Origin of the sequence: Bacteroides sp. DH3716P, from assembly GCF_025914115.1 — a bacterium.
Lineage (GTDB): Bacteria > Bacteroidota > Bacteroidia > Bacteroidales > Bacteroidaceae > Bacteroides > Bacteroides ovatus.
Genome location: NZ_CP083673.1, coordinates 2,418,265 through 2,442,774 on the forward strand (window position 1 = coordinate 2,418,265; position 24,510 = coordinate 2,442,774).

The window sequence follows — 24,510 nt, forward strand, 5'->3', positions numbered from 1 at the left end:
AGCTTCCTTTTTATACCGATATCTATATTAAAAAATTATCATAGCTTTCAAAAGTGAAAATATTTCATATTAGCATTCTTGTTTTCAATTTAATATTTATATCTTTGAAAAAAACAAATACAATAATCAAAATGGAACAGAAATTATCAAATGTCGATTTAATGAAGATTGCAATAGAAGAACAATCAAAATGTACTTCATTTCCTAAAGTTGGAGCTGTAATAGCAAAAGACGGAATCATATTGGCAAAAGCTTTTAAGGATGAAGAGTCCTCAAAACATGCTGAAAGAATAGCGATAGAGAAACTTGATAAATCTACTCTTAATGGAGCAACTTTAGTGACAACTCTAGAACCGTGCATAAATATAGCAAATAATCAGCCACTGCAATCCTGCACAGATTTAATCATAGAGAGTGGTATCAAAGATGTAATTATAGGAATATTAGACCCCAATGGGGCAATTTATTGCCAAGGTTATGAAAAACTACTTGAAAATAATATTAATGTTAGCTTTTTCACACCTAAACTAAGGAATAAAATTGAATCATCGACTTTTATTTATGGTGACTGTAATATTGGATATGGATCAGGTATAAGACGAGTAGCGGTAATTGGCAGTGGTAAAAATTTTGAAATAAAATTTTCTGAAAAAGATAATCGTTCCATCAAATTCAGATGGTGTACATTGCAATATGTACATGGGATCGTAGATTTAATGGGACCAAATGAATCAATTCGCAGTGCTAAAGGAGCCCAAAAATTTGAAGATATTACAGACCCTTTTGTGTTTAGAGAGCCTTCTCATTTTGCCAGAATGAAAGTTGGAGATATTGCAATTATTTCTCCAACGGATAGTACCTTTGTTATATTAATAAAGTTATTAGAGATGACTGAAACTGATATAACTTTTCAATGGCAAGTTAGAAACAGATAATAATTTAATAAATTACTGACAATCGGAAAAAATTATATAATATTTCTTTTCGATTGCCAGTAATCACTACAATAACATATAAAATTAATATTTAAGTTCTTGACATAATTGTTTTCGTCCAGAAGAAATACGACTTCTTACAGTTCCAACAGGAATGTTCAGGATTTCACTTATCTCATCATAAGAATATCCACTAGCATAATACATCACACTATCAATACAACGGGATTTTTTAGCACACCGTTGTATTGTGGAAACCAAATCATCAAACAGTATTGAATGAGCTGTACAGTTAGAAATGGCACTTCCGTCTACCATATCAAGCCCTGTAAAATGTATAAGGGAATTTCTATTGTATCTTATTATATAAGTATTCCTCATTATAATAAGGCACCACGGTTGAAGTGGTTTAGAACAATCAAATTTATCACGATTCACAAGTAGCTTATAAACTGTATCACCGGCTAAGTCTTCAGCATCTTGCATGGAACAGCAGAATTTTCTTGCCACCTTTAATATCCAAGGATATATTTCTGATAATTCCTTTTCAAAGTCCATTGTCAGCCCTCCTTATTAGGTGTATCTTCGGTTCGCCATTAATGCACCTTTCCACATATTTCCGGTGCATGATACTTTGTTCGTGCATTTCCTTAGCAGAACGCTCGATTGAACTAATAAGAGTGCCTATATCGGGGGGCAATAAGGCAATCATTTTTTTTACCTCGGACACTTCTGCTGTTATCCGATTACACTTCGTCTCTAATGTACGTAATTCTGACAATAAAACATTGTATAAATGCCTATTTATACAATGGATGCTGTTTTTTCTATTCATAAAAAAGTCGTTTGTGATTCTAAAGGAGATGTACAAACGACTGTATGAAATAATTCGCTTTAATTAAAAATTAATCGAATTACAGCATATATGTAGTACCAATATTATCATGTGCTTCTTTTTCTGATCGATATTTCAACATCAGCTTGATGAACGATATTTGCGTAGACAGCAGCACTAATTACACGAGAATCAATACTCATTTTAAAGAATGTCATTAGAAAAGCAATCTCAGCATCAAAAGAAGAACGAATTTGTTCAGGAGTAGCCTTACTTCCTTTATGTTCCTCACTGCGTCTTTCCTCATTCCGTTTTTGCTCAAAAATTGCAGAATGAAGTAAATAATCAATCTTCGATATTACTTGTTCATCACTCATATTTCGGGTATCTACATTTAGTTGACCCAATACCTGACGAACATCATCATAAAAGCCAAGAGAAACAAGAGCCTGACAAATACGAAGACTCAATAGTTTGGCACGTTCTTTCAGCATATCCTCTTTGTCCATTACCATAGCCTTCATATTCGAAGGATTAACAATACTTCTGTATTCGACAAGTAATTTAGACGCTATTTCTTTAAGCGTGCTTTCGGACATAGATTTGCAGTCCGAAAGCAAACAAGCATAGTTTCCGCATGAAAGTTCAATGAAATCACTCAATGTTATCTGATTTAATCTTTCAATCATGGCTATTTCAGTTTAGATAACTTATACAGTTCAAATTCACGGTTAGAAGCATCTTGGCGTTGCATTTTTAGACTCTTCATCAAAAGGAAATTTGTTCTATCAACCCTTTTTTCTAATCGGGAATAATCATTGAAAACAATGGTGTCACCGGAAGAAGATGCAAAATATGTCGGTGAAAATGTGGGAAAGTCCCAATCCGGTATATCAAAATTAGAGATATCTACCTTATCAACATCAGGAAAGACTTGCGCACCTTTAGGAATATCAACTAAAGTTGGAGTATCAGGAGTAATCCATGCTTTTCCAGAATACATGATAACTTCATGTTTACCGGCATCACCAACTAAAGCGGCACCGCCGGGATGCCTATCATTACCTTGAGTACCGTCTGCATAGGAAGGAATAGGAGTTGCAAGAATAGTTGCAACCTGAATTGCTCCCATGGCACCAATAACAATAGATAAAGGAATATTCGGTAAAGCTTCAGTTATTGCCAGTGCAGTGGCTATTCCAGCTTGAGCGACACTAGTCGCCTTTTCCCAAATGGCTTGTTTACGTGCCATTTCTTGTTTTTGTTTTTCAAGTTCAGCATTCTTAGCTTCAGTTCTTTCCTTGGCCGCACGCTTACGAGCTTCTGCTTCTTCTTCGGAGATTGCTCCCGAATCAGCTAGATTCTGTATTCGTTCTACATCCTTATCATATTTCTCATCATTAGCTTCCTGCTCTTCTTCTATTTTCTGAATCTGACCATCATAAATAGTAGAGACTAGATCACCAATAGCACCCACTGCTTGAGATGCAGTTTGAAGCCATTTTTTCAGATTCCTCTGACGTTCTTTCTGTGCTTTCTCATCCGCTTTAGTAACTTTATTGATAGCATCTATTTCCGCTTCTGCTTCTTGCTGGGAAAGGTCCGCTTTCAATTTCTGTAACTGCTCTGCAATCTTTGCCCTATCCTCTGCACTCAAATTTTCGTTTCGAAGTTCCAACTCCAACGCATCAATTGCAGCTTCGGTTGTTTTACGTACATAATCTAATTTTAACTGATACTCAAGTTCTGCATACTCTTGCTGGGTTATTTCCTTAGAAGCTAACTGTTTTTTAAGAGCAAGCGTATCCATAACATATGCAGCATCCCGGATTTCCTGCTCATGCGCTGCATTCTCTGCTATTAATTGCACCTGATCGGATGCATGTCTTTCGTAAAGTTCTTGTTTCTTTTTTGCATATTTGTCGTCAATGAGAAAAACATCTTCACCTGTTTTCTCTGCTGCATCAATTTCTGCTTCACGTTGCAATTCCAACTGGTGCAATTTCAAATCAAGTTCTTCCTGGGACCCCTTTTTTACAACAGCAAGAGCGTTCTCAACATCCTTCTTCTCACGATCAGAATTATACTTAATAGTAAACTCATCTAGCTTTTCCTGCATTTCCTTAGCTAAATTCTGACGTGTAGCAATTTCCTCTTTGCTATTACCCTTGACGGCAGCAATCTTCTTCGAGTAAGCAACACCAATTTTAGCAAGTTCTTTCTCCAGTCCCTCATCCATAAGAGCTAGTTCTGACTCCTGATAAGTTTCATGAATTTTCAGCTTCTCTTTGAGAGCTTTTTCCTGTTCACGTTTTTCTTTATCAGTAAGGACTGTTATACCTGAACCATTTTTGTCGTTACCCTTTGGACGGAACTTTTCTGCAATCACATCAAGTCCACGATTAAATTCATCGCTAGATGCTATTTTGAATAAGTTTTTAGAAAATTCCAACTGAGCCTTATCCGCTTTTTCTGCTTCCGATGTGTAATAGCCAAACATTTTAGCAGCACCATTCTTTATCCAAGACATATCTTCAAACTCTGATGTTGCATATTGAGCACGAGTTTTCATCCGTTTTAAAGCTTCTCTCTCTTGGGCCGTTACTTCAATACGTTTATTTTTCATTTGAATAACAGCTTTTGTGTATGCTTGTTCCTCTGTATCACCAGCATCAATAAGCCTCTTATATTCTGCCTGAAAATCTTTTTCTACTTCCAATAACTTTTTGTTCGCATCTTTTTTTGCAAGTGTTCTAAAATTATAATCTATCTTTTCTATTTTTTCTTCAGGAGATTTCAAATCATTGGCGATACCTCTTATTTTATCAGCCATCCAATTAAGAAACTCCTTAGCAGGTCCCGTTGACTCGGAGAAAGAAAGCATAAACGCTTCCCATGCTGAAGATAAGTTAGCAAGAGCTCCATGAACATTATCTCCCATCGTGTGAGCCATATCGCCCAATTCACGTTCTACACCAGTAATCTGTTCTCTAAGTGGTAATATTTTATCAACAGCGGTGAGAAAGGCATTAAAAGCGGCAACACTACGCTTATCAGTTAATTCAAGAGTAGTATTCAAGTCTACCCCTTTTTCTTTTAGCGATTTCAATCCTTCAACTAACTCAGGCAATGTTTTAACGGGCTTACCTAACGCCTTTGCCAGCTTTCCATTACTATCAGCTAAATTTAGAAAAACATTACGGGTAGCAGTAGCAGCCATTGAAGCATCAAAGCCGGCATCCGATAATTTACCCAACAAAGCCAAAGTATCTTCAATACTGAAATTAAAGGCTTTTGCAACCGGTCCAACAATTGGTAATGCAGTAGCGAGATATGAAAACGACAATGCGCTTTTGGTTGTTGCGACAGCCATCGCAGACACATATCTTTCAGTTTCTCTTGTATCAGCATTAAACATACGAAGAGAAGCACCTGCCAATGAAGCCGCATCTGCTAATTCTGCCCCGGTAGCTTGTGCAAATTTTAGAACGTGCTCTGTTGCGTCTAATATTTCTTTTCGAGTAAAACCTAGTTTAGCAAGTTCTATTTGCAAATCCGTAGCTTCGGATGCAGTGTATTTCGTTGTAGCACCCAAACGTTGAGCATCCGCAGTTAACTCCTTCACTTTATCAGAAGTGGTTCCTAATATTGCAGCAAGCCTACTATTAGCTAATTCAAATTTAACAATATCACCTACTCCTTCACGCAGTTTTGTAAATAAAGCAACAACTCCACTAACAACAGCTTGTGCACCAATATATCCAGCAGCCCACCCTTTCAATCCTGCACCAACTTTGTTTAGCCCAGGAGCCATCTCCGTTTTAAGCATCATTCCAGCATTCCGGGCAATAATTCCCATGTTCTGCATGGACTTATTACCGTTCTGTATTTCAATCCATGCAGCCTTCACTTCTTCCCGGTATGCACCAATTGTCATTTTCTGTTGACTATATCGATCGGAATTTCGCTTTATGTAATCAGTGTTGATTCCAATAGTAGAATTAAGACGGGCAAGTGTACGAATATAGTTTTCATCCGTATCTTTCAAAACATCAACAGCCTTTTGCAGCTGCTTATTCATTTCCTTTGCTTGTGAACGGCTATGTACTTCCTGATTAGTCAAGGTAATAGCAGTTCTGATAAGTTTTAAACGTTCTTCTTCAGATAAAACAGCTTTCTTACGAGTAGTATTACCGGCATTCTGCGCTTTTGTCAAGTTAGCTTCCGCTTTAGCAGCCTTTTCCAAGGACGCAGCATTATCCGAGTTTGCCTTGGTTAGTTTCTTCAATTCAGCAGCAGATAATTTCTCTACATTTAGCTTTTCCTCTATCTTCTTACTGACAGTTTGAGTTATTTCAGACTGTTTTCTAAGAGCCTCGGTTAATTCAGCAGATGCAGAACCAGCCGTTTTTGCTTGAGTATTATAAAGATTACTCAACTTTTCAAGATCAGCAACGCCTTCTACATTTAGTTTCAAACCTTTTGCTAATTCTTTGGCCGCATTAACATAATCAGCCCTCACACGCTCAATAGTATTATCAAGCTCCACCAATTTCTGCAAATCGTTCTCATCAACGAAATCTTTTAATTTTAAATCTGCCATAATTACAGGTAATGTCTATATTCAACAATCTTTCCTTTTATCTCAACTCCTAGTTTATCAAAAGCATAGGTACCATCTTCTTTCTGATAAACGACATACATGCAACCATCCAAGACAGCTGCTTTCTTTGCAAGATCACTGATACGTTCCAGTTCACTCTGCATCTTTTTTATTTCGCAACTACAAGCCATTTTCTACAGATATCCACATTCTGAAAAGAAACGTTCCATCCAGGGACGGAGATACATAATATTAAAGTACTCTTTAGCTGTATCACCAATGCCTAAAATCTGCTCACCGTATTTCTTCTCAATAGAACTACCGTCCGTAAATCCTTTCGTTGAGAATCGAAGCCCGGAATCAATTCTATCGGCAGTTATGCTATCATAGAAAGTACCAGTAATAAAGAGGTTAGGTACCTCAATCGGACGCGGTGGCAAATAAAGCATCTCACTTCTAAGAGGTGGAGTTATCCTCTCCTTCCATCGTTTATATTGTTCCGCACGGTTCTGCCAGGGACCGGGCTCGTTAAAATAGGTGTCAGTATCATAATCAGGATTCAATAGATGTTCAGTACCGTCCAGACCGGAATATAATTGCTCCTGAATACAATCAACGAGCACATTCTTATGTTCTTCCATACACCTAATACATTCCTCTTCAAACCCGGATGCAATGGAATGAATAACTCTATGTAATTCATCAAAATCTGCCATACAGTAAAAATATAACGGGCTGGGCTGTAATCACACCCCAGCCCGTCGGTTACTTAGTTATCGCATCGTACACTTCCGAGAGCTTCTTCTTACGGTCAGCTTCCTTCAGTTCCTGCCACACGACTTTAATGTGTGCATTAATAAACTCTTCCTTCGTCATGCCCTTCACAGCAGCTTCGACGAACGTAACATTATCTACCTTCATGACACCTGCTCAATACCTCTGATTCCTTTTTCATACAATACAGAAGGAGCTTTCAACGAAGGAACCGCCCCGGCTTTAGGAACAATGGTAATGATACCATCCGAATACGTAGCAGAAGTTACGTTATTCATAACTTCAGCAGCACCATCAGCAATAAGACTGCCAAATTCTTCTGTACGGTCATAACCACCAACAACTTCAACTATTTTGTAAGTATTTTCGGCCTCCAACTTTTGAAACACAACATCAACCAAGCCTTTAACGAAATTCTTGGGATTGAAGTCTAACTGCACGTAGTCAAAGTGCAATTGGCTGTCTTCCACATCTTCATGTGAAAAACTAACAGTCATCGCAGACTTAGCACTACTGGTCGGGTACTGTGTCACGGTCGGATAAACAGTAGACATCGGAATACCGGCAAGGATATCAGTGTCATCATTATAACCGATCAACATATTATCCTGATTCCAAAAGTAAACGTCCCATCCTTTATTGGCACATTTCAGAAGCTGGGCATTCAAAACCTCATCAAATTTCTTCAAAGTGAAGGTGTCTGTTTGAGCGCTTAGCCCGTTGTATTCACTTGCACCGTACCCTACAGCATTAACTTGGGGCTCTCCACCATTCTTGGCATACTCCAGGAATGGCAAAATAGGGTAAATACGCCCGGGACGGTCTGCATGGCACAATTCGAGCAATTTCTCACCTGTTATATCAGCAGGGAGTTTGACACCATGTTCCGCCAAGATAGCACCTTTGACTTTTTTCCAGTCAATACTACAAGCAGAACTACCAGTGTTCATCCGGGAACCCTTACACGTTCTAATCTTTCTCATTTTCTTCTACAATTAAGATTATTAATTTTTATTTCCATCGAGCGTATATTTATGGCATCAATCGGCTCGCTCACAGCCTCACCGGAATCTGTATAGGCTCCGTATCTGCCATATGAATAGTTTTCTGAATAACTATGTTTCACTTTTTCGTCATAGTCGCAGTCGAACCGGGAATCTTCATATAATACTTCCAATAAACGTTTATAGATTGGCCGAAGGATATTTTTAAAAGATGTGGTTCTGCGCATCTCATTGCTCCACTCTTTACAAGAAGAGCAAGCTATAATTAACGAAACCTTTGCTTTTGAAAAATAATCCGCGTCACCTCTATCCTCACTAATTGGAGTAAATAGTGCAACCAATGGAAACTTCCTTTCAGACTGGGCAGAAGACTTACTGTATTCATCTAAAATATCTTTGATATATTGACTGCTACCGAAGATGTAATTCAACCTTGGGGACTTCACAACTTTAGTTCCCCCTTTCCCATTTGGATAGAGGATTTCAAGCCCTTCTGGAAGTTCCTTTACAATCTCCTCAAACAGTTCTGTTATATCTAAATCTATCATAAATTGAAAGCATTAATTGGGGTCAAAAGATTCTTGGTTATTTTCACATCGAAAGGACAATCATTCGACATAGCCCATTCAACAAACTGTTTATTCTTCTCTACCATGCTATTCCATGTGCTTACTTGTCTCTTCAAAGGAGCTATATATTCATTAGCACATTTCAAACGGACAAGCCCGGTTATTGTAGCCTGGGTGTTTGCGTCACGAAGAATATGATAAAAGACATAGTCAGCGAACGGTTCACACAGCTTCTCGCATAATACTGCATATCCGGACTGGGGGGCTTCCTTCTCTTCTGAAATATCAACTTCATCTGAAGAATCTTCCTTTTCCCGTTCAATAAGCTCCAAATAATCTGTGATAGCTTGGGAAAGAGTCACACCAACAACATTCCGGAGAAATTCGGGCTGAAATGCCTTAATATACCCATTTATCACCTCATTCACAGCAAGAGATTGGGGCGAAGGCATTTCAGCGACCGAAACATTCTCAATATGCCTGGGACCTGACATAAAATATGAAACATCAATCAACATAGCGATAGTTATTTAGAAGTCTTGCCTTTCCCGGTTTTCTTTTCATCTTCTACGGAAACGGCTTTATCATCTGTAACAGTTACCTCCTTGGCATCTTCCTCTTGCAAATCTTTTGAATCGGCAACCGGAAGATTCTTTTCATCAGAAGGCACCTGTACTTCAAGTTCTGCAATGCGAGCTTTCATTGTTTCACGCTCTTCTGTCAGTTCAACAATTGTCTTATCTTTCTCTGCAATGGATGCAGTAAGCCTGCCAATCTCTTCATTTTTCTCTGCAAGCATACATTCCAATGTCTTTCGGGCATCTTCTTCTGTAACAAGACCACATTCGGAAATAGGGATGAGTTGAATCATCCCTCTATTAATCCGAATGCGTTGCTCTTTAAGTACATTGGTTACATCCTTATCGTTACCTCTAAGTATGTAATCCATAATCCTACGCTTTAGTTATTGCAGTCTTCAATGCGGCCAAATCCCCATAAGCGAAAGCCCACGGCATATAAATCGGGAAGATAACTTCTTCTTGTGCCATCAGCACAACCTCATTGCAAAGCTTGGTCTCCACATCTTCAGCCCATTCAAGTGTCAAAGTGGTATAATCAACCAAATTTGCGGCTTGGTTAAAGTCACCTAAAAGATACTTACCTGGAAGAATACCACCATACTCGATAATCGGACGACCGGCAATATATTTCACCCCATCAACCATTTTAACGATACCAAGATTACGTCCTGTCGTATCTTTTTCTGATTCCATACCGTTAACAGTCATTGGATTAAGAATAATAGCATTCGGAAAATACTGGGCATATGTCATTGCGGCGAAAGCTGTTTTCACTACATCTTCAGAGTTGGGTTCCTCAATGTTCTTAAAGCCGGCTTCATGAACACTGAATGTCATTTTATCCGTAGCCGTTTCAGCACCGGAGAACGCGACACCAGGAATAAGGATACGACCATCTTCCATTTTCACAAGAGCGTGTGTTTTGTTCAGTTCTGTAAGAACAGCGGCGCCAGCGAACGTGATACTCATTCCATCAAGAATCAAATCCTGTGGTTCTGCAAACTCTACAATCACATCCTTATCACCGTTATATCCGGTAATAGCTTTTACAGCACCGGCGGCACCTGTAACAATGGCTGTACTGATAATCTTCTCTACAGAAGTCACCCCAGTATTATTAATAATACCAAGCAAATTCTCACCATTACCGTCACCAAACAAGATGTTCCAGTCTTCTGCCATCCAAACAGCTTCAGGAAGCATGTTCAAGATGTAGGAACGAATGTACACTCTTGATTTCAACATACGTTTTGAGATACGGATATGAGTACCAAGGCGCTTAGTTCCTGTCTGTATCTCTTTTACCTTGATACTTGATTCCGGTAAACGACCGTTCTCTGTTACAAAACGGGCATTGCGGTTGAAAGCATATACTTGCGCATAGGCGAGTTGAGGATATGCAGGATCAGCTGTCAGCGTCGTTAATACATCACGCATATGCAACTTCTTGTTGGCAACCTGAGTCACAACACGTTTCTGTTGTTGAGTAATCAACAAATCACCGGTGTAATTGTCAGTCATGGAAACGACATCTTTCAAGGAGAAGCCGTCAAATTCTCCTGATTTGCGTGTTTTTCCTTCTGCGAAATCTCTGAATTTTTCAGAATCAAGCATCTCGTTCAACTTCTCATCGAACTTGTTGATAGTATCCATAGAAAGACCTTTCTGCTTCATTTTCTCGATACTTTCACCAAGAGTTTTAACTTGTTCTACAAGTTGCTCGTTGTCCTTTACCAATTGCTGGAACTTTTCTCCATCATAGGCTTTCAATAGATTATTGATATCACCAAACTGTTTCGTTACCTCCTCCGGTGAGGCAAATCCTTCAAGTGACTTGTTAACTACTTCACACATCATGCCGACGATGTTTTCCATGAAAGTTTTCTGTTCTGCCGGCAGACCGTCTGTTTTCAGATTAAAATCTGATACTGTAAATTTTTTAGGCATAAAATTTAAATTTTAAGTTATTTATTCTCGAAACAGCTATTCAAACTCTTGAAATCGAGTAAAGTGCCATTATCAGCGGCTTTAATCGTTACTTCATCGTTCCCATTTTCCCCGTCATTCTTTTCTTGAGTGTCAACAGACGGCTCATTTTTTCCGGTGGTATCTTCAGAAGTGTTTTGCAGAATAGCATTCGAACGATATACTTTTCCCCAACAGTGGGGACATCTTACATAATTCATAAGGTCTTGTAGACCCTTTTGAGTAAATTCTTTCTTTTCTGACTTGACAGAATCAATAAGAGAAATTACTTGGGTTCTAATCTCCGGAGTGAGCTTCTCCATTTCTTCCCTTACAATGTCCTGTGTTATCCATCTCTGATAATCAGCAGCATAGTCCAATACCTGCTGGGCAAAGGTATGCTCCGTTTCTGCATCATAATCAAATTGATGACCACAATGAGGACACGAGACAACGGCACCACCGTTGAGGCTCTTCAGTAATAAACTTAATTCCATATCGTAACCTTTTAAACGCTCATCACTATATCCATGCTGCAAGAACGCTTTACGAACGAAATCAACAGCCTCCTTTACCTGGTCGGCAGTAGCAGACTTAATATTCACAAGGAAAGTCTGGGGATTACTCCCCCAACTTGTCAATGTTGAATATTCCATCATACGCCATTCAAGCACTTTACAGGGATCAACAGAATCTCTTTTAATGGCCTTGACCCCAATAGAATGTTCAAGTGTTCTGCCATTCTCTGCAAACAGTTTATAATCAGCTAACGTATCACGGCCAATCTGTTTTTCAAGATTTAACTGACCGACCATAACCAAATTACCTTCTGTTTCCTTACCACTCAACGGAACACCTAACAACTGGTCTGTACGATGATTCAGGAACCAACGCATCCGACCAATATTTTCTTTCAATGTTTTATTGAATGAGCCGGGCATAGATATGTCATTTTGTGAGTCCTTCACACCGATACCGTTCACCGCAACGGTAACGATACCCTTCTCATCAACATCATTTGCCTTTGTCTTGTACTGAAGGCTTTTGATTTTCTCTTCCATCTTTTTCATCTCCACTTTTAGTGTTAAAAACTCGATTTACTTTATCCAGTTCCTCATCTGACATATCAAATTTCAATTTGTCAAACAAGGGATTTTCTATCATACTTTCGCCTATTTGGGCACGCCAGTCATTGAGTGTTATAAGCCCACATGAGAATTGTTCACGACAACGTTTATTTATATTTGTCTTTACGTCCTCGGATTCTTTCAATCCTTCCTGCAAACAATCAACATCAGAGAAATCACAATCCAAATAATATCCCCCTCCTTCAAGACCAAGGAAAGCTGTAAAATCCTTGCAGAATTGTTTGGCCATAGGAATAACAGTTGAACAATATACGCTCTTTTCAGCAGTAGCCTGATTGCTAAATGTGGACTGGTCTTTTCGCGGAACAAGAACGGCAGGGATGCCGTATGCCCCTGCAATATTTATTGCATCAGCCAAAGTCTCTTCAAACGGCTGTAACTCTGCAATAGAAAGATTAGTACGAACAAAGTCAATGTCTGCATCTGAAATACCATAAGGTACCTGGCCCTTCCTTACACCATACTTCTCAAAATTTTGCTTCAAAAGTTGTTCCTTTTCATCGTCAGTCAACGCTATTGAACCGGTAGCATCAGTTTTCTTACTTACAATAAAGCCCAATCCACCCCGCTTTACATAAATCACATTTCTAGCTTCATATACAGCTATTAGATTTGACATTGGCTTATTTTGGGAAGCAAGACGACTTTTGGACTTCAAGAACATAGCCCCTGAATAGAACTCTGCACTTCCGTCTCTATCATGCCATATTTGGTATGGAGGAATTTCCAAACTACCATTCCAACCATACTCCAAACGATAGCTACGAATAATATCTTCTGTTTGGGCAATGCCAAACAATGGCATATTCCCGTAAACAGGTTCTACAATAGTCTTATCAGAAGGTAGCACCCAATAATTATCGCAATATCTCCATTTTTCAGCTGTAGAAAAGACATCAGGCATAGCGGCACGAATAAAGCTATTCCCTGTACACAATTTATAAATATGGTGCTGATAAATCAATTCTTTCCAACGCATCAAACAATTAGGACGGCTAAGTATGCCATTCATTCGTCTGTTTGCCCATACTACACTATCATCCTTAGTTTTCTTCAATTGAAAATTAGCACCTGCAATTCGCGATGCAATATAATCGATCGGAAAAAAGACTTCAGGTATCGTACTGAATAGCGTTAGATAGTTACTGCCCGCTACAATAGGACTAGTAAGGTCCTCAATGTATGCAACTGACCATTTTTCAGCCTTGCCACTTTGAGTATCTATATCCTTATTTTCAGATGAAGTAACTATTTCAACTTCACCTTTAGTCTTAGATTTCTTTCCAAATAGATTATCAAAAAAAATATTCATTGGGTTCCTTTTTGAGCAAAACTAAGTAAAAAGGAAAACCGTTTTCCAAAACACTAAAATCTTGAAATTACGAAAGCATAACATCAACAATATAACATTCTTATTTTCAATCATATATAACGTAATTCAATTCAAACCTAATTTTACAACGAACTGTACTAGCCCACTCAAAACAGCACTGGCCTCTTTTGTTTCACTATCTTTATTATAGTCCATCAGGTTATTCATGAAGGCAACATATTCCGTATCAGATTCTACTTTTGATGCAGAAAAAAGAATACTATTTTTCACATAATCAGATGTTGCAGCAATACGCTTATCTACATCCGGAAACTCTTTCATTACACGAATCTCCTTGTTTGTACTAGAACGGAGTTCCCGGATAAAAGGGAAATAAGCATCCGTACATTCAATTACACATGAATCAGATTCATGGGACAAAATAGAAGAACGTATATCTTCTGTTGAAGTAGTATCCATAAATACGACATCAACAACATGCCATTTATTTCCACATCTAAACGCTTGTATAAGAACAAATTTCCCATTAACATTCGGCATCACATATAGAATCTTCTTAGTGTATTTACATTCGGTATCTGGATTGAAGAAATTAATAGTGCCATTACAAGCATACAAGTTTCTTTTTCGCCGGTTACTAAACTCTATATACTGCTCACTACACAAATCCACAACGACATATCGGAACGTATCAGACAGGTGCCCGTGCTCCTCATAAGTCTGCAAGGTAGTTTTATTCTTGACCTTAGTTTTAAGAATGGCACCGTTAGCATCTTTCTGTACGCTCATGTAGTCCTCAATAGATACCGAACATGATTCGTCAATGTATATCTCTATACCGGGAACAGTACAATCAAAAATGGCATTAATAAACTCACCGGTCATTGCAACACTCGGATTCTTGTTGCCTACCTTATCCTCAATCTCAAACCCTTCTTTCTGTAATGTGTCTATGAATAAGTCCATCCAGGAACGCTTCTCATCGTCAATGCTGTTTGCCGCTTTCGTTGAAGCATCACCATGTACATATAACCTATCAGAATATTGGATAGATTTCAGATACTTTGCAACAAGTTTGGAAGCTTTCTTTACAGTATTGTTGGGGCTTTCAGCGCACGTTTCATGGAATTGCCAAACCTTGGTACCAGTTGTGAAATCGACCTGCCAATATGATATGCTGATATACGGAAGCACGTTGTTATCGACAGAGATATGAATAGGTAAGTCCGGAACATACTTATGCTCACCGGAATGTTTGCCACGATTGAAAGAACCGAAGAACTCGCTACCGGTACGAATGACACCCCACTCTCCCAATGCGTACACATTGTAATAGTCCGGGTCGTGAACTCTATCATACTCAAAATCGGCAACACATTGCTCATCATAGAATCCATACGTACCGTCAGGACTCCCGACAACCCAAAAATTATTCAAATAGGTAGATTGGATAATAACTGTATTAGGTGCCTGTTCCCCGATTTGCTTAGTTCGAAGATTAAGTATTTGCCTGGGTGCATTCTTCTTTACGGATTTGACCTTGGTAAGTTCTTCCGGCAACTCTTTGCCGGCAATGGTAACAGTCATCGGTACATCATGCCATTTATCTTTATCAATAAACTCTTTCTTTATCCAATGGCTTTCACTAATCGGGTTGAAGGTACAAATAATCTGCTGCCCTTTCTTACCACGCAAACGCTTACGTAGCTGCTTGAAATCCGGATGCTCGAACTCTGACCATTCCTCTAACTGAACTCGCTTATAGTTAGAGATACCTTTTATCTTCTCCGGATCGTCAAGACCGGAGAAATCTATCTTCGCACCATTTACCAGACATTTAATAGTATTCTGTTGAAATTTGAACAAATGGGAGATGCCAAGACCGATCGCAGCGACCTTATAATCTTCATAAATGGTTTTGAGAATAGAAGCTCCTACCTTACGCATGACAAGAGTGTTCTCACCATCCTGTAATGTCTGTATCAGTATTGTTTGTGCCACACTATACGACTTACCGGAAGATGAACCTCCATAGAGAATGATAAAACGGATAGTCTCATCATTCAAGTACTTCAATAGATAGAATCCGTTAGGATTTAGCTTCTTATAATTTATAACCATATTGTTCTAAAAGTAAGGTTTCTCCGTAGGGTGAATACCGGATTTTGCAGTTCAAATTGTTCTATTCTTCCGAATTCTCATTATCTTCAAAGCCGATACGAAGTTCACCGACTTTATTTCCGTCTCCACCTTTGATATTGACATTCTTATCGGCTTCCCATCCATTCCAGGCACCAAGCAAACGAGCGGCTTCTGTTTTACCGTTGAACTCATAGACAACTTCTCCTCTCTTATTCTGAATCTTCTTCAATGCATTGCGTGTACGCTTTGGAAGCTGCGATGGACTTTTCATCTTTACCTTACCTGTTAGCTCATCGACAATATACAAGTCATTAGGATCAGAAGTTATGATATCCATCAGCACACGTTCCACAGTCTCACGTTTAACTTCAGATTCTTTCGCCCTCTTTTCTCTTATCTCTTTTATCCTTGATGTAACCTTGATGTTCTGCATAAGGGCATGAGCATTGCGCCAAACGCTCTCCTGCTTCATCTTAGTGCAGTCGTAAGCCATCCGGTATGCTTCACTTGCGTTGCCATCAATATCAACGTAATATTGACAGAACTTCTCTTGTTTCAATGTTAATACATTCTCTCTACTCATAGCTTCAAATTATTAAATTCCTGCATGAAGAAACAATGATAGTTACTCAACATGCAGGAATAAATTAGAATGGTTGTACATTCAAAGGATTTCTATTTCTCCGCCCCCGCATTTTTTTGAGAATTATCCTCTCTCCGCATGGCGAATACCTTTTTTACTCCGTCCTCGACTGACGTATAGGACAAAGGTACTAAATAGATATCCTGGTTCACCGATTGCTCCAAATTGTCAAAATCTCGTTTTTTATTAATCAACTCTATTTCAAGCGGTTTGTAGTATTTTACTAAAGATGCAAAATACATAGTAGTCACAGGTTGGACGTTACAAATATTGATAAGCTGCCGGTTACAGCCCACCGCATAAATAAGCCCTTCGACGACATCATCTATGTAAGTGAAGCACCGGATATTCTGACCACAATTGTATAAAGACACGTTTTCCTTTTCTATCAGGAACCAGAGAAGAGTTCTTTTTCGCGGATTAGGTCCATATACATTATGCAGCCGGCACCCGGTCGCAGCCTTACAATAGATAGATGCATACTGTTCATCGAAATACTTGCTTATTCCATACATGGAAGTGGTATTCTCCGGATTCGCCGTTGACGAACTGGCGTATACTAACTTCACATGATACTGGTTACATGCATCAGCTACTCGCATGAAAGTATCAATGTTATCCTTCCTGATCTGTTCCAGGTTTCCATTAAACACACTAGTTTGCGCCGCCAAATGGAACACACAATCAATACCCCCATTTTTCAGGAGCTCACATACTTTTGTGGCTTCAATACCAGACTTTCGATCAAGTCCTATGACTTCGACATCCCTTTTAGCTAATTCTCGGCAAAGGGCTTTACCAATAAATCCCTCACTGCCGGTTACAATCATTTTTCTCATCATCACAAAAACTAAAGGTGCATCTTGTTTAAAGACACACCTAGGTTCAACATAAAATCCTAAAGATTAAATCTTATTTTTGAAAATACTCCCTACACTTAAAACCCTTTCTAGGAGTAAAGTCTTTAAATTCACAGCTTCTAAACACCCACTTCTTATCAGCCCATCCGGCTAAATCCTTTTGCCATTGAGGAATAATTTGACGTGGATTATTCAAATCCCTATAAGGCTGGCAATGCGGTAAGAACCGACCGCCTTTGTTCTTCCAATGATTGACACGCTCAAACGATTCTTTGAAGTCACTGAGCAGGATACAATAAAAGAAGTATTCGCCTTTGTACCCGTACTTGTCAATCAAAGCTGTGGCACGCTCACATTCGGCAATCTGTCCCGGTGTGTCACAGCCGAACCGTATGCGCTTCATCCACTTTACTCTTGCCAGTAGCCGGGCGATGTCGTCTGTTACCAAGCGAGCATCTAAGCCCTGATTGAAGTCTACTCGTACGCCCATGGAGACAATCTTTTCAATCTGTTGTAATCCATAATCGGATGCAAGTACATTGTTATCCATGAGTATTACGTTCTTTCGCCCGGCAGATACTTCTTCTATATCCATGTATGGAGTTATGTTGCCTTCTTTGGCAGGAACGACACACCATTTGCAACGATTAGGACAGCCACGGGTAAGGAAGCCATAAGCCAGATTCTTATCAATATTATACAGGTTATAGTCGGGAACTATTTTATCAACTTCTACTGGAAGAACCTTGCTTATGTCATACCCTGTACCACCTTTCTCAACCTGATTGGTATTGATGTAATAGCCATAATCTGGAGTAAAGGAGAATACCTTTGCCGAATAAACTTTATCGTATGAGCACAAAGGGTTATACCATTCCACATTGTCGCCTCTTGCCTTGTGCCATGCACTTATCTTCATCAAAGCTAGATTAGGATAATTACTGTCAACTGCTAATATTCCGATGTTCATTACTAAAACAGTTATACTCCAATTATCTCATCATTGATACGAAATATGCTATCACTCACAAAATCGTATATCTTATACATAAGTTCCGGTTCTTCCTTTTTCGGAGAATAAACCATCACCTTTTTACCTGCACCTTTCATCCAACCCGCTTCTGTGTTAGCAGACCGACCACAAGGGAGAACCATAACGCAGACATCAGCCCACTGCATACCGTTGAAATCCGAATCAAAACCTTTCTGCGCAATTGGGTGATTAAGCGCTTCTCTATATTGCTCTGTTGTCCAGTTCTGCCAATCAGGATCTATATCAGACCATTGGAAACCACCATTACCATGTGGGGGATTCTTAAAATCGTAAACCTCATGTCCTAAATCACGGAGAATATCTACAACGTCCTGTTGAAATACATTTCTCCAACTACTTGCTACATAAATTTTTGCCATATTATTTTAAATTGTTACTTTTGGATGTCGTTTGCACGGTGCAAGCGACTTAATTTTATTTTTATGAAAAACATAATTTTAAAAGGACTCCTATAGCTTTACTACCGTGGGGCTATATGGATGTCCAAAATCAATTAGACGGTAGGATGGGAAGCATTTTTCAATCTCGTAAGTGACAGTTATTAGTTAATTGAATACGTGACAGAGTGTGTACCCATCTAAAATAAACAGGAGGCGGCTTTGCAACCCGCCTTTTGCTTTTATTCATTACAGACTGTATTTTGAGTGTTATTTAGAATATTGTTGACTCTTTGTGCAAGTTCCGGTTCCAAACGCACCAATCGGACAATCATCACAATAAAAGGTTACACTTCTATAATCTGCGCCACTTCCACATGGATGTTCACTAAGCTCCATAACTTTATCATTAAGAAGCTGTACTTCTTCTTTGAGCTTATTTACCTCACTAATAGGGGTCAAAGCTCTATATTCTTGTTCTGTTAATATGTATTGCATAATTTATTCCTTTCTGTTATTTTATTCCTCCAATAGTTTTAGCAGTGATTTTTTATACTCGTCTATTTCCTTAATAGCATCTTCTTGACCTGATTTTGCATCATTTATCATTAAATCTGCTACTCCCTCCATTATTTCATCCTTATGCCTATTCAGATATTTGATAAAGTATTCCTGCATCAAATCAGTATCCATATTTGCTATATCCGAATATGTGTCTCCACTTCCATAACTGCCAGAAAAAGAAAAATAACAAAGATTACTTATATTCATACTCTGAATACTCTCCCTTCTGCCAAATCCATCTGTATGCTTATCTATTCCACTATTGCTATGGCTTTGAAACTCTTCTCTGATTTTAGGGAGAGTTTCTTTAATAAACTTTTTCAGTTTTCTGCCAGTAGTGATTAACTTACTTAATTCTTTTGCTGTCATCATCAGTCTCCTTTCTTTTTAATCCGTTCTAGTACATCTCTGTTGGCTTCCAATATTTCATCGAAAGACAGAATAGGCATCCAACATATAACCTTAATATCATCCTTTTCGACACTTTTCCTAAATATGATATATCACTATCAGTAGTCCATATACCATTTTCATACGTGAATACATCTATATGCTTACGTGATTCAGCTTCTCTATCATCGTATTTATAGTAATATAAAAATCCGACTAAAACACGCTACTCTTCATCTGGTAATCGTTCTTCTACTCTTATCCATGGAGATTGCTTTTTCTGCCACTCAACACCAGACGCAAAAACTTTACGCATATATGTTTCAACCACATGCGGCTGATTGATGCGATTTGCTAATTGAGCTACCAATGATTTAAAATTCATATCTATCTTGTTTTGAGCCTAATTAGGCTACATCGTTAATACTAATTTCTCCTTTCAAAACTCGTTCTACCTGCCTGTCGATTATCTCTTGAAACTCTATCTGACAGATAAGCGAGCAATCCGGTATAATCTCTTCTACTGGGTCACCTCGCCATGTTGGGAGTTCGTCAAGGAAGATTCGTCCGTCTTTATCTTTTAGACAAGTTGCACCTACATCACGTTCAATCTGCGCCACCTCGTTAAATACATCCGGGAAGTCCTTTCGTATCTTATTCCAGTAGCCCATTCCGCCTTTCACGCAACCGATACAATTGTTGTTATTATAGCCCATCTTGTACATAGCGGGGATTTCAATACCGGCTTTCCAAAGCATTCCCATTGCATCCTGCTTCGTAATCTGCTTTTCAATAAGCGGGAATAGTGGCTTTGTGTCCGGGTACTGCTGTTTTAATCGGATAGCCCGGTTAATCTCTTTCGGGTCATAATCGAAACCCCAAACTTGACCGTCCCAGTGCTGCAATTCTTTTTCCAACTTGTAGCGGACTTTCTTTTTCAGTTCAAGAGTACAGGCGGCACCATGCGCGCCGTTGATATACCCCTTTCGCAACACATCAGACACACAGGTGTACTTGTCGCTTCGGATAATGTGGATAGATTGATTGTACCACTTTTCACAATCTGCCAAGAATCTAGTGTTATCGGGATGACCGGAACCAGTTTCAATATAGTAGATATGCACATCATCGTATAGGCTTAATGCTATCTTACAAGCAACTGCGGATGTAGCACCGCAACTGAACCATGCTATTATCATTTGATTCCTTTCTAATTTTATTTTAATTATTTTTTTGCAATATCATTCCAAAAAGCAACGCCTTCAGGAGTATTATTAAAAGGGAATGAAATAGTTAGAAACCAATGAAAACAGCAATCAACATCTAACAAATTGTTCATCCGCTCTTCATTTGTCATTGAGAAGTCAGGACACTCAATATTAAATGTCTCATTTGCTCTTTCTGTATTATATTTCCATTGATTGAAAATACCTAGTCTTTCTAATTTTGCTATTTTTTCATTCCTCTTCATATTGATTGACTTTTAGTTCTTTACATCTATAAAGGTAATCATTATTGACAAGTTTTACAAACAGAACATTCGCCAATTTAACGCCATTTTATGCTGCAACTGACCCTAGTTCACGTAACTTTTTACTAATACATTCACAGAGAACACGTGCCATGTTAACTTCGACTGCATTCCCTATGAATTTCTTTTGGTCAGCCTGTGTACCAATTAACACATAGTTTTCTGGAAATCCCATGATACGCTTTAGTTCAGGTATGCGTAGCATTCGCATTTTAATATCAATTATCCCGTATAAGCCCATGAACTCTTTTATTTTTTTTGTCATAGGGCTGTCGGTATCATAAATCTCGATTACTACATGTCCAGTTTCAGTTGCGATCAAATAAGGCGGCATTTTATCCATACGTGCTATGAGAGTGAAGCATGGATTATCAACGGAACCACCTGCACTATTAAATTGAGGGTTCATTAGGTAGTGCCACTTTCTATTTGCAGTGACTGTTTGTGCGGGCTCTTCTATGCTACTACCAACGTTGGAGAAGTTTGTATTCATAATCCACGGCTTGCAGCTAACAAGATTGTACTTAGGATTGGCGGTAATACATCCAAGCGGCTTTTCTGTAGATGAAGGTTTGCTGTTTCCATATTGCTGGTCTATGAAATATGGAGAAACGAGAGATAACCGATCCTTCGTTGTTACGGTTGCAGACGGTTCATTTATTGAGCGGTTAAATCCGTTACCGTAATGGGCTGATACAAACGCATGATGGTCTTTGCATGTAATTGTTCCGGCTGGTTCATTAATAGAAACATTCTTGCTTTCGGGGTGTCCACTGAACTGTTTTGAAAGAAAGCATACCTGCGCAACTCCCAGTCTGTTTTGCGTAGCTACTACCGGGCATGGTTCGTCAATCCCAGGGGCATTATATTTTCCAGTCCGGCTCATGGAATTATATTTGATAAGAAAAGCATCTTTGCCCCCGGCTACAAATTTTATCAGGCCGGCATAGATACGTTCCATTGTCTTTTCAGCAAGTGGCTTCTCACGAAAAATACTTGTTCCTTCATCGGAAAAATCCAGTATCTCTTTAACCGGGCGCCACTTTTCCAAACGACCAAACATATCTTGTTTACCGTTTTTACAGTGAGTGGGTTGTGGAAATACTATCGGTAATCCATTTTTGGCAAATATACCAAAGAAGCGTTTTCGAGTAGTATATGCACCATAGTCGGCAGCATTGAGAATACGGAAATCAAAGTTGTAGCCATACTTTCTTACGTTGCGTACCCATCTTTGATATAGTCTACCTTTATCCATGCTGATAGGCTTTCCGTTTTCGTCCATATCACCCCAACTCATAAATTCTTCAACGTTTTCAATCTGAATGTAATCCGGGCAAATAGCTTCAATGTACCGGAAAAGATGTTCAGCAAGTGTGCGACTATCAGCGTCCCGAGGTTGCCCACCTTTTGCTTTGGAGAAGTTCGTACATTCCAGGCTCGCCCAAAGAACGACCGCTGCACCCGGATATTGAGCCTTACATTTGGCAAGATGTTCAATTAGCGGGGAAAGTTCCAGCGTGCGAATATCTTCCGTAAAATGCAATGCATCCGGATGATTGGCCGCATGGCTTGCAATGGCGTTGGCATCGTGATTGACGCAGGCTATTACTTTAGCACACTGTTTACCATCAATTCTTGCAGATTCCACTCCTGTCGAGGTTCCACCTGCTCCACAAAACAGGTCAATATATAATAAATTTATACTACTCATTTCTTTTCTTCAAATTTCTTTGATTATTGATTTCAGACATACACATGCGGCACCAAGAAGTCAATAAATGATATTCCTTACCCTTTCTCACTACTATACGATTGTAGAACCGGTTCAAGTAGAAGTAATTTCCGCAGTGTGTACATTTTTTCATCTCACGTCCTGAAGCATCTATAATACGATTGCGAGGTTTGCGATGAATAAGAGTACAGTTTTTACACTCACCATCAGTTCCACGATGCCGCCGGCAATGTGATAAGGATTTTGCCCCACATTTAGCAAACACCCTACAATCTCTACGAGGTATTGATTGATACACATTCATGGCTTCCTCGCATTCAAGAATTTATTTACTACACGAGAAAGTACATCCTCATTCTCTGGCATCAGCCATTCTTTCGCAACGTTCCAAGCAATACTCATAGTTGGATTGAAGTTATCCTTCCTGACAGTGTGGTGAGACAAACGCCCTTCAGTGGGTTTCAAATCCTTATCATGTAAGATACACAGTCCATTTTCGAAGAAAGCACAAAACTCTTTGCCGGAAACAGGTTGAATCATCGGAATAGCAATATTAATAACCCCTAAGAATATACCAGCAGCCCAGTTTGTCAGTGCTAACCTGTCGGCATAACCAGCATCTATAATTCGTTCAATATCATCAGGAGTACCTAAACATGGCGTATGACATTGTTGTTTACAAACACTGCATGAGCATTGTACAGGTACACGACCTGAAGCCCTCATTACCCTTTGTAATGAGGTTTCTTTTGATAATTCTCTCATAGTAAATTATTTGAGATACTACAGATTATTAAACATCGCCCCACAGCTTTACTGCAAGGTCATAATTTTTTTTAGCCTCTTTTACTGCTTTATTGGCATAAGCCATAGCGTATGTATGCTCGCGTCGGTACTTACCGGACTTCAATCCTTCGTGATATTCTTTTGCTTGTTCCAACTTATGTTCATAGAAATCTATACTTTCCGGCATGGACAAGTTTATCGTATTAGCCCTTTTTTCCCAATACTTCGCAACTCTTTCATGTTCGGCAGCCTTATCGCTAAACTCAACGCTTTTCCCCATGTTATTCCAGGCATCATCTATCATTTTGCGATGTCCTCGTTCGCTATGGTGTCCAACTTTGATAGGCTCACCCAAAGAAAGGAAATCGCGATGTTTATTTGATTTCTGAAAATACTCATTACTTTTTTGTACTGCCGATGACGCCCATTCATGCCTGCGTTCCGCTCTTTGCTTAGCCCATTCTTGAACATTAAAGCCGTCAGCTCTAACGATGGAGTAATAGTAAAACCCATCTTTCTCGAAGATTAGGTTAAATACTATACTTTCGTTCTCCTTACCATACTTGGTGGTAACCTCAATAGTTTCACCTTTTTCGTGCTTCTCATCACACTTTGCCAAAAATACATTTGGCGCAAATTTGTAATACGTGTTCATTGTTTTAATTAAATTGGTTTAACTTA

28 protein-coding genes are annotated in these 24,510 nt (G+C 39.0%); 1 reads left to right on the forward strand and 27 read right to left on the reverse strand.

The genetic code is table 11. The features are described from left to right. Window positions 1–131 precede the first annotated feature (131 nt). A complete protein-coding gene (locus KQP79_RS08835) occupies window positions 132–935 on the forward strand; it encodes a deaminase (protein WP_008997729.1) in 804 nt (267 codons plus the stop codon). A gap of 84 nt (window positions 936–1,019) precedes the next feature. Here the strand turns inward: KQP79_RS08835 and KQP79_RS08840 are convergent, their stop codons facing one another. From KQP79_RS08840 to KQP79_RS08965, 27 genes are all read right to left on the reverse strand, one after another. Continuing rightward, entirely contained in the window at window positions 1,020–1,493 is a 474-nt protein-coding gene (locus KQP79_RS08840) for an RNA polymerase sigma factor (RefSeq protein ID WP_008997730.1), read from the reverse strand. Between the two features lie 384 nt (window positions 1,494–1,877). Next, window positions 1,878–2,459, reverse strand: coding sequence for a hypothetical protein (locus KQP79_RS08845; protein WP_004313384.1), 582 nt, complete (start codon window positions 2,457–2,459; stop codon window positions 1,878–1,880). A gap of 2 nt (window positions 2,460–2,461) precedes the next feature. Continuing rightward, a complete protein-coding gene (locus KQP79_RS08850) occupies window positions 2,462–6,373 on the reverse strand; it encodes a phage tail tape measure protein (RefSeq protein ID WP_008017308.1) in 3,912 nt (1,303 codons plus the stop codon). Between the two features lie 2 nt (window positions 6,374–6,375). Next, the gene (locus KQP79_RS08855) at window positions 6,376–6,537 is read right to left on the reverse strand and encodes a hypothetical protein (protein WP_004311558.1); all 162 of its coding nucleotides are present in this window, start codon (window positions 6,535–6,537) and stop codon (window positions 6,376–6,378) included. A gap of 30 nt (window positions 6,538–6,567) precedes the next feature. Continuing rightward, entirely contained in the window at window positions 6,568–7,089 is a 522-nt protein-coding gene (locus KQP79_RS08860; protein WP_008770951.1) for a hypothetical protein, read from the reverse strand. Between the two features lie 49 nt (window positions 7,090–7,138). Then, entirely contained in the window at window positions 7,139–7,294 is a 156-nt protein-coding gene (locus KQP79_RS08865) for a hypothetical protein (protein WP_004318783.1), read from the reverse strand. Beyond that, window positions 7,291–8,130, reverse strand: coding sequence for a hypothetical protein (locus KQP79_RS08870; RefSeq protein ID WP_217718620.1), 840 nt, complete (start codon window positions 8,128–8,130; stop codon window positions 7,291–7,293). The genes KQP79_RS08865 and KQP79_RS08870 overlap by 4 nt, the downstream gene beginning before the upstream one ends. Beyond that, on the reverse strand, window positions 8,127–8,699 hold the full coding sequence (locus KQP79_RS08875; RefSeq protein ID WP_004315583.1) for a hypothetical protein: 573 nt from the start codon (window positions 8,697–8,699) through the stop codon (window positions 8,127–8,129). The genes KQP79_RS08870 and KQP79_RS08875 overlap by 4 nt, the downstream gene beginning before the upstream one ends. Continuing rightward, on the reverse strand, window positions 8,696–9,238 hold the full coding sequence (locus tag KQP79_RS08880; protein ID WP_004300274.1) for a hypothetical protein: 543 nt from the start codon (window positions 9,236–9,238) through the stop codon (window positions 8,696–8,698). Before KQP79_RS08880 ends, KQP79_RS08875 begins: the two co-directional genes overlap by 4 nt. 8 nt (window positions 9,239–9,246) lie before the next feature. Further along, window positions 9,247–9,669: a hypothetical protein gene (locus KQP79_RS08885; protein WP_004300271.1), complete on the reverse strand. Its 423-nt coding sequence runs from the start codon at window positions 9,667–9,669 to the stop codon at window positions 9,247–9,249. A 4-nt stretch (window positions 9,670–9,673) separates the two neighbouring features. Further along, complete coding sequence (locus KQP79_RS08890; RefSeq protein WP_004311554.1) at window positions 9,674–11,248, reverse strand: phage major capsid protein; 1,575 nt, start codon at window positions 11,246–11,248, stop codon at window positions 9,674–9,676. Window positions 11,249–11,265: 17 nt separating this feature from the next. Beyond that, window positions 11,266–12,327 carry an HK97 family phage prohead protease gene (locus KQP79_RS08895; protein ID WP_009039423.1) on the reverse strand — a complete coding sequence of 354 codons (1,062 nt, stop codon included), beginning with the start codon at window positions 12,325–12,327 and terminating at the stop codon, window positions 11,266–11,268. Continuing rightward, a complete protein-coding gene (locus KQP79_RS08900) occupies window positions 12,281–13,726 on the reverse strand; it encodes a phage portal protein (protein ID WP_217718619.1) in 1,446 nt (481 codons plus the stop codon). Before KQP79_RS08900 ends, KQP79_RS08895 begins: the two co-directional genes overlap by 47 nt. Before the next feature lie 126 nt (window positions 13,727–13,852). Further along, window positions 13,853–15,868, reverse strand: coding sequence for a PBSX family phage terminase large subunit (locus KQP79_RS08905; protein WP_217718618.1), 2,016 nt, complete (start codon window positions 15,866–15,868; stop codon window positions 13,853–13,855). Window positions 15,869–15,929: 61 nt separating this feature from the next. Then, the gene (locus tag KQP79_RS08910) at window positions 15,930–16,472 is read right to left on the reverse strand and encodes a terminase small subunit (protein WP_004314114.1); all 543 of its coding nucleotides are present in this window, start codon (window positions 16,470–16,472) and stop codon (window positions 15,930–15,932) included. A 92-nt stretch (window positions 16,473–16,564) separates the two neighbouring features. After that, window positions 16,565–17,374 carry an NAD-dependent epimerase/dehydratase family protein gene (locus KQP79_RS08915; protein WP_008017297.1) on the reverse strand — a complete coding sequence of 270 codons (810 nt, stop codon included), beginning with the start codon at window positions 17,372–17,374 and terminating at the stop codon, window positions 16,565–16,567. Between the two features lie 70 nt (window positions 17,375–17,444). Beyond that, the gene (locus tag KQP79_RS08920; RefSeq protein WP_004314112.1) at window positions 17,445–18,362 is read right to left on the reverse strand and encodes a radical SAM protein; all 918 of its coding nucleotides are present in this window, start codon (window positions 18,360–18,362) and stop codon (window positions 17,445–17,447) included. 11 nt (window positions 18,363–18,373) lie between these two features. Then, window positions 18,374–18,805, reverse strand: coding sequence for a hypothetical protein (locus tag KQP79_RS08925; protein WP_004314111.1), 432 nt, complete (start codon window positions 18,803–18,805; stop codon window positions 18,374–18,376). Between the two features lie 288 nt (window positions 18,806–19,093). Further along, window positions 19,094–19,321 (reverse strand): hypothetical protein, encoded by a 228-nt coding sequence (locus tag KQP79_RS08930; protein ID WP_004314110.1) that lies wholly within the window; start codon window positions 19,319–19,321, stop codon window positions 19,094–19,096. Window positions 19,322–19,342: 21 nt separating this feature from the next. Beyond that, window positions 19,343–19,759 (reverse strand): hypothetical protein, encoded by a 417-nt coding sequence (locus KQP79_RS08935; RefSeq protein ID WP_004314109.1) that lies wholly within the window; start codon window positions 19,757–19,759, stop codon window positions 19,343–19,345. A gap of 244 nt (window positions 19,760–20,003) precedes the next feature. Then, the gene (locus KQP79_RS08940; protein ID WP_008770948.1) at window positions 20,004–20,162 is read right to left on the reverse strand and encodes a hypothetical protein; all 159 of its coding nucleotides are present in this window, start codon (window positions 20,160–20,162) and stop codon (window positions 20,004–20,006) included. 22 nt (window positions 20,163–20,184) lie between these two features. Next, the gene (locus KQP79_RS08945) at window positions 20,185–20,976 is read right to left on the reverse strand and encodes a phosphoadenosine phosphosulfate reductase family protein (protein WP_004314108.1); all 792 of its coding nucleotides are present in this window, start codon (window positions 20,974–20,976) and stop codon (window positions 20,185–20,187) included. 26 nt (window positions 20,977–21,002) lie between these two features. Further along, window positions 21,003–21,248, reverse strand: coding sequence for a hypothetical protein (locus KQP79_RS08950; RefSeq protein WP_004314107.1), 246 nt, complete (start codon window positions 21,246–21,248; stop codon window positions 21,003–21,005). An 88-nt stretch (window positions 21,249–21,336) separates the two neighbouring features. Then, window positions 21,337–23,022: a DNA cytosine methyltransferase gene (locus KQP79_RS08955; RefSeq protein ID WP_008017288.1), complete on the reverse strand. Its 1,686-nt coding sequence runs from the start codon at window positions 23,020–23,022 to the stop codon at window positions 21,337–21,339. Beyond that, on the reverse strand, window positions 23,015–23,347 hold the full coding sequence (locus KQP79_RS26005; protein ID WP_004318811.1) for a hypothetical protein: 333 nt from the start codon (window positions 23,345–23,347) through the stop codon (window positions 23,015–23,017). The genes KQP79_RS08955 and KQP79_RS26005 overlap by 8 nt, the downstream gene beginning before the upstream one ends. After that, window positions 23,344–23,808 (reverse strand): hypothetical protein, encoded by a 465-nt coding sequence (locus tag KQP79_RS08960; RefSeq protein WP_004318813.1) that lies wholly within the window; start codon window positions 23,806–23,808, stop codon window positions 23,344–23,346. Before KQP79_RS08960 ends, KQP79_RS26005 begins: the two co-directional genes overlap by 4 nt. Before the next feature lie 28 nt (window positions 23,809–23,836). Continuing rightward, entirely contained in the window at window positions 23,837–24,484 is a 648-nt protein-coding gene (locus tag KQP79_RS08965; protein ID WP_004300223.1) for a DUF3560 domain-containing protein, read from the reverse strand. Window positions 24,485–24,510 lie beyond the last annotated feature (26 nt).

What these genes read in the sequence shown, in the direction of transcription:
- KQP79_RS08835 (WP_008997729.1), top strand. Translation starts at nt 132, where the DNA reads ATGGAACAGAAATTATCAAATGTCGATTTAATGAAGATTGCAATAGAA.
- KQP79_RS08840 (WP_008997730.1), bottom strand. Translation starts at nt 1,493, where the DNA reads ATGGACTTTGAAAAGGAATTATCAGAAATATATCCTTGGATATTAAAG.
- KQP79_RS08845 (WP_004313384.1), bottom strand. Translation starts at nt 2,459, where the DNA reads ATGATTGAAAGATTAAATCAGATAACATTGAGTGATTTCATTGAACTT.
- KQP79_RS08850 (WP_008017308.1), bottom strand. Translation starts at nt 6,373, where the DNA reads ATGGCAGATTTAAAATTAAAAGATTTCGTTGATGAGAACGATTTGCAG.
- KQP79_RS08855 (WP_004311558.1), bottom strand. Translation starts at nt 6,537, where the DNA reads ATGCAGAGTGAACTGGAACGTATCAGTGATCTTGCAAAGAAAGCAGCT.
- KQP79_RS08860 (WP_008770951.1), bottom strand. Translation starts at nt 7,089, where the DNA reads ATGGCAGATTTTGATGAATTACATAGAGTTATTCATTCCATTGCATCC.
- KQP79_RS08865 (WP_004318783.1), bottom strand. Translation starts at nt 7,294, where the DNA reads ATGAAGGTAGATAATGTTACGTTCGTCGAAGCTGCTGTGAAGGGCATG.
- KQP79_RS08870 (WP_217718620.1), bottom strand. Translation starts at nt 8,130, where the DNA reads ATGAGAAAGATTAGAACGTGTAAGGGTTCCCGGATGAACACTGGTAGT.
- KQP79_RS08875 (WP_004315583.1), bottom strand. Translation starts at nt 8,699, where the DNA reads ATGATAGATTTAGATATAACAGAACTGTTTGAGGAGATTGTAAAGGAA.
- KQP79_RS08880 (WP_004300274.1), bottom strand. Translation starts at nt 9,238, where the DNA reads ATGTTGATTGATGTTTCATATTTTATGTCAGGTCCCAGGCATATTGAG.
- KQP79_RS08885 (WP_004300271.1), bottom strand. Translation starts at nt 9,669, where the DNA reads ATGGATTACATACTTAGAGGTAACGATAAGGATGTAACCAATGTACTT.
- KQP79_RS08890 (WP_004311554.1), bottom strand. Translation starts at nt 11,248, where the DNA reads ATGCCTAAAAAATTTACAGTATCAGATTTTAATCTGAAAACAGACGGT.
- KQP79_RS08895 (WP_009039423.1), bottom strand. Translation starts at nt 12,327, where the DNA reads ATGGAAGAGAAAATCAAAAGCCTTCAGTACAAGACAAAGGCAAATGAT.
- KQP79_RS08900 (WP_217718619.1), bottom strand. Translation starts at nt 13,726, where the DNA reads ATGAATATTTTTTTTGATAATCTATTTGGAAAGAAATCTAAGACTAAA.
- KQP79_RS08905 (WP_217718618.1), bottom strand. Translation starts at nt 15,868, where the DNA reads ATGGTTATAAATTATAAGAAGCTAAATCCTAACGGATTCTATCTATTG.
- KQP79_RS08910 (WP_004314114.1), bottom strand. Translation starts at nt 16,472, where the DNA reads ATGAGTAGAGAGAATGTATTAACATTGAAACAAGAGAAGTTCTGTCAA.
- KQP79_RS08915 (WP_008017297.1), bottom strand. Translation starts at nt 17,374, where the DNA reads ATGATGAGAAAAATGATTGTAACCGGCAGTGAGGGATTTATTGGTAAA.
- KQP79_RS08920 (WP_004314112.1), bottom strand. Translation starts at nt 18,362, where the DNA reads ATGAACATCGGAATATTAGCAGTTGACAGTAATTATCCTAATCTAGCT.
- KQP79_RS08925 (WP_004314111.1), bottom strand. Translation starts at nt 18,805, where the DNA reads ATGGCAAAAATTTATGTAGCAAGTAGTTGGAGAAATGTATTTCAACAG.
- KQP79_RS08930 (WP_004314110.1), bottom strand. Translation starts at nt 19,321, where the DNA reads ATGCAATACATATTAACAGAACAAGAATATAGAGCTTTGACCCCTATT.
- KQP79_RS08935 (WP_004314109.1), bottom strand. Translation starts at nt 19,759, where the DNA reads ATGATGACAGCAAAAGAATTAAGTAAGTTAATCACTACTGGCAGAAAA.
- KQP79_RS08940 (WP_008770948.1), bottom strand. Translation starts at nt 20,162, where the DNA reads ATGAATTTTAAATCATTGGTAGCTCAATTAGCAAATCGCATCAATCAG.
- KQP79_RS08945 (WP_004314108.1), bottom strand. Translation starts at nt 20,976, where the DNA reads ATGATAATAGCATGGTTCAGTTGCGGTGCTACATCCGCAGTTGCTTGT.
- KQP79_RS08950 (WP_004314107.1), bottom strand. Translation starts at nt 21,248, where the DNA reads ATGAAGAGGAATGAAAAAATAGCAAAATTAGAAAGACTAGGTATTTTC.
- KQP79_RS08955 (WP_008017288.1), bottom strand. Translation starts at nt 23,022, where the DNA reads ATGAGTAGTATAAATTTATTATATATTGACCTGTTTTGTGGAGCAGGT.
- KQP79_RS26005 (WP_004318811.1), bottom strand. Translation starts at nt 23,347, where the DNA reads ATGAATGTGTATCAATCAATACCTCGTAGAGATTGTAGGGTGTTTGCT.
- KQP79_RS08960 (WP_004318813.1), bottom strand. Translation starts at nt 23,808, where the DNA reads ATGAGAGAATTATCAAAAGAAACCTCATTACAAAGGGTAATGAGGGCT.
- KQP79_RS08965 (WP_004300223.1), bottom strand. Translation starts at nt 24,484, where the DNA reads ATGAACACGTATTACAAATTTGCGCCAAATGTATTTTTGGCAAAGTGT.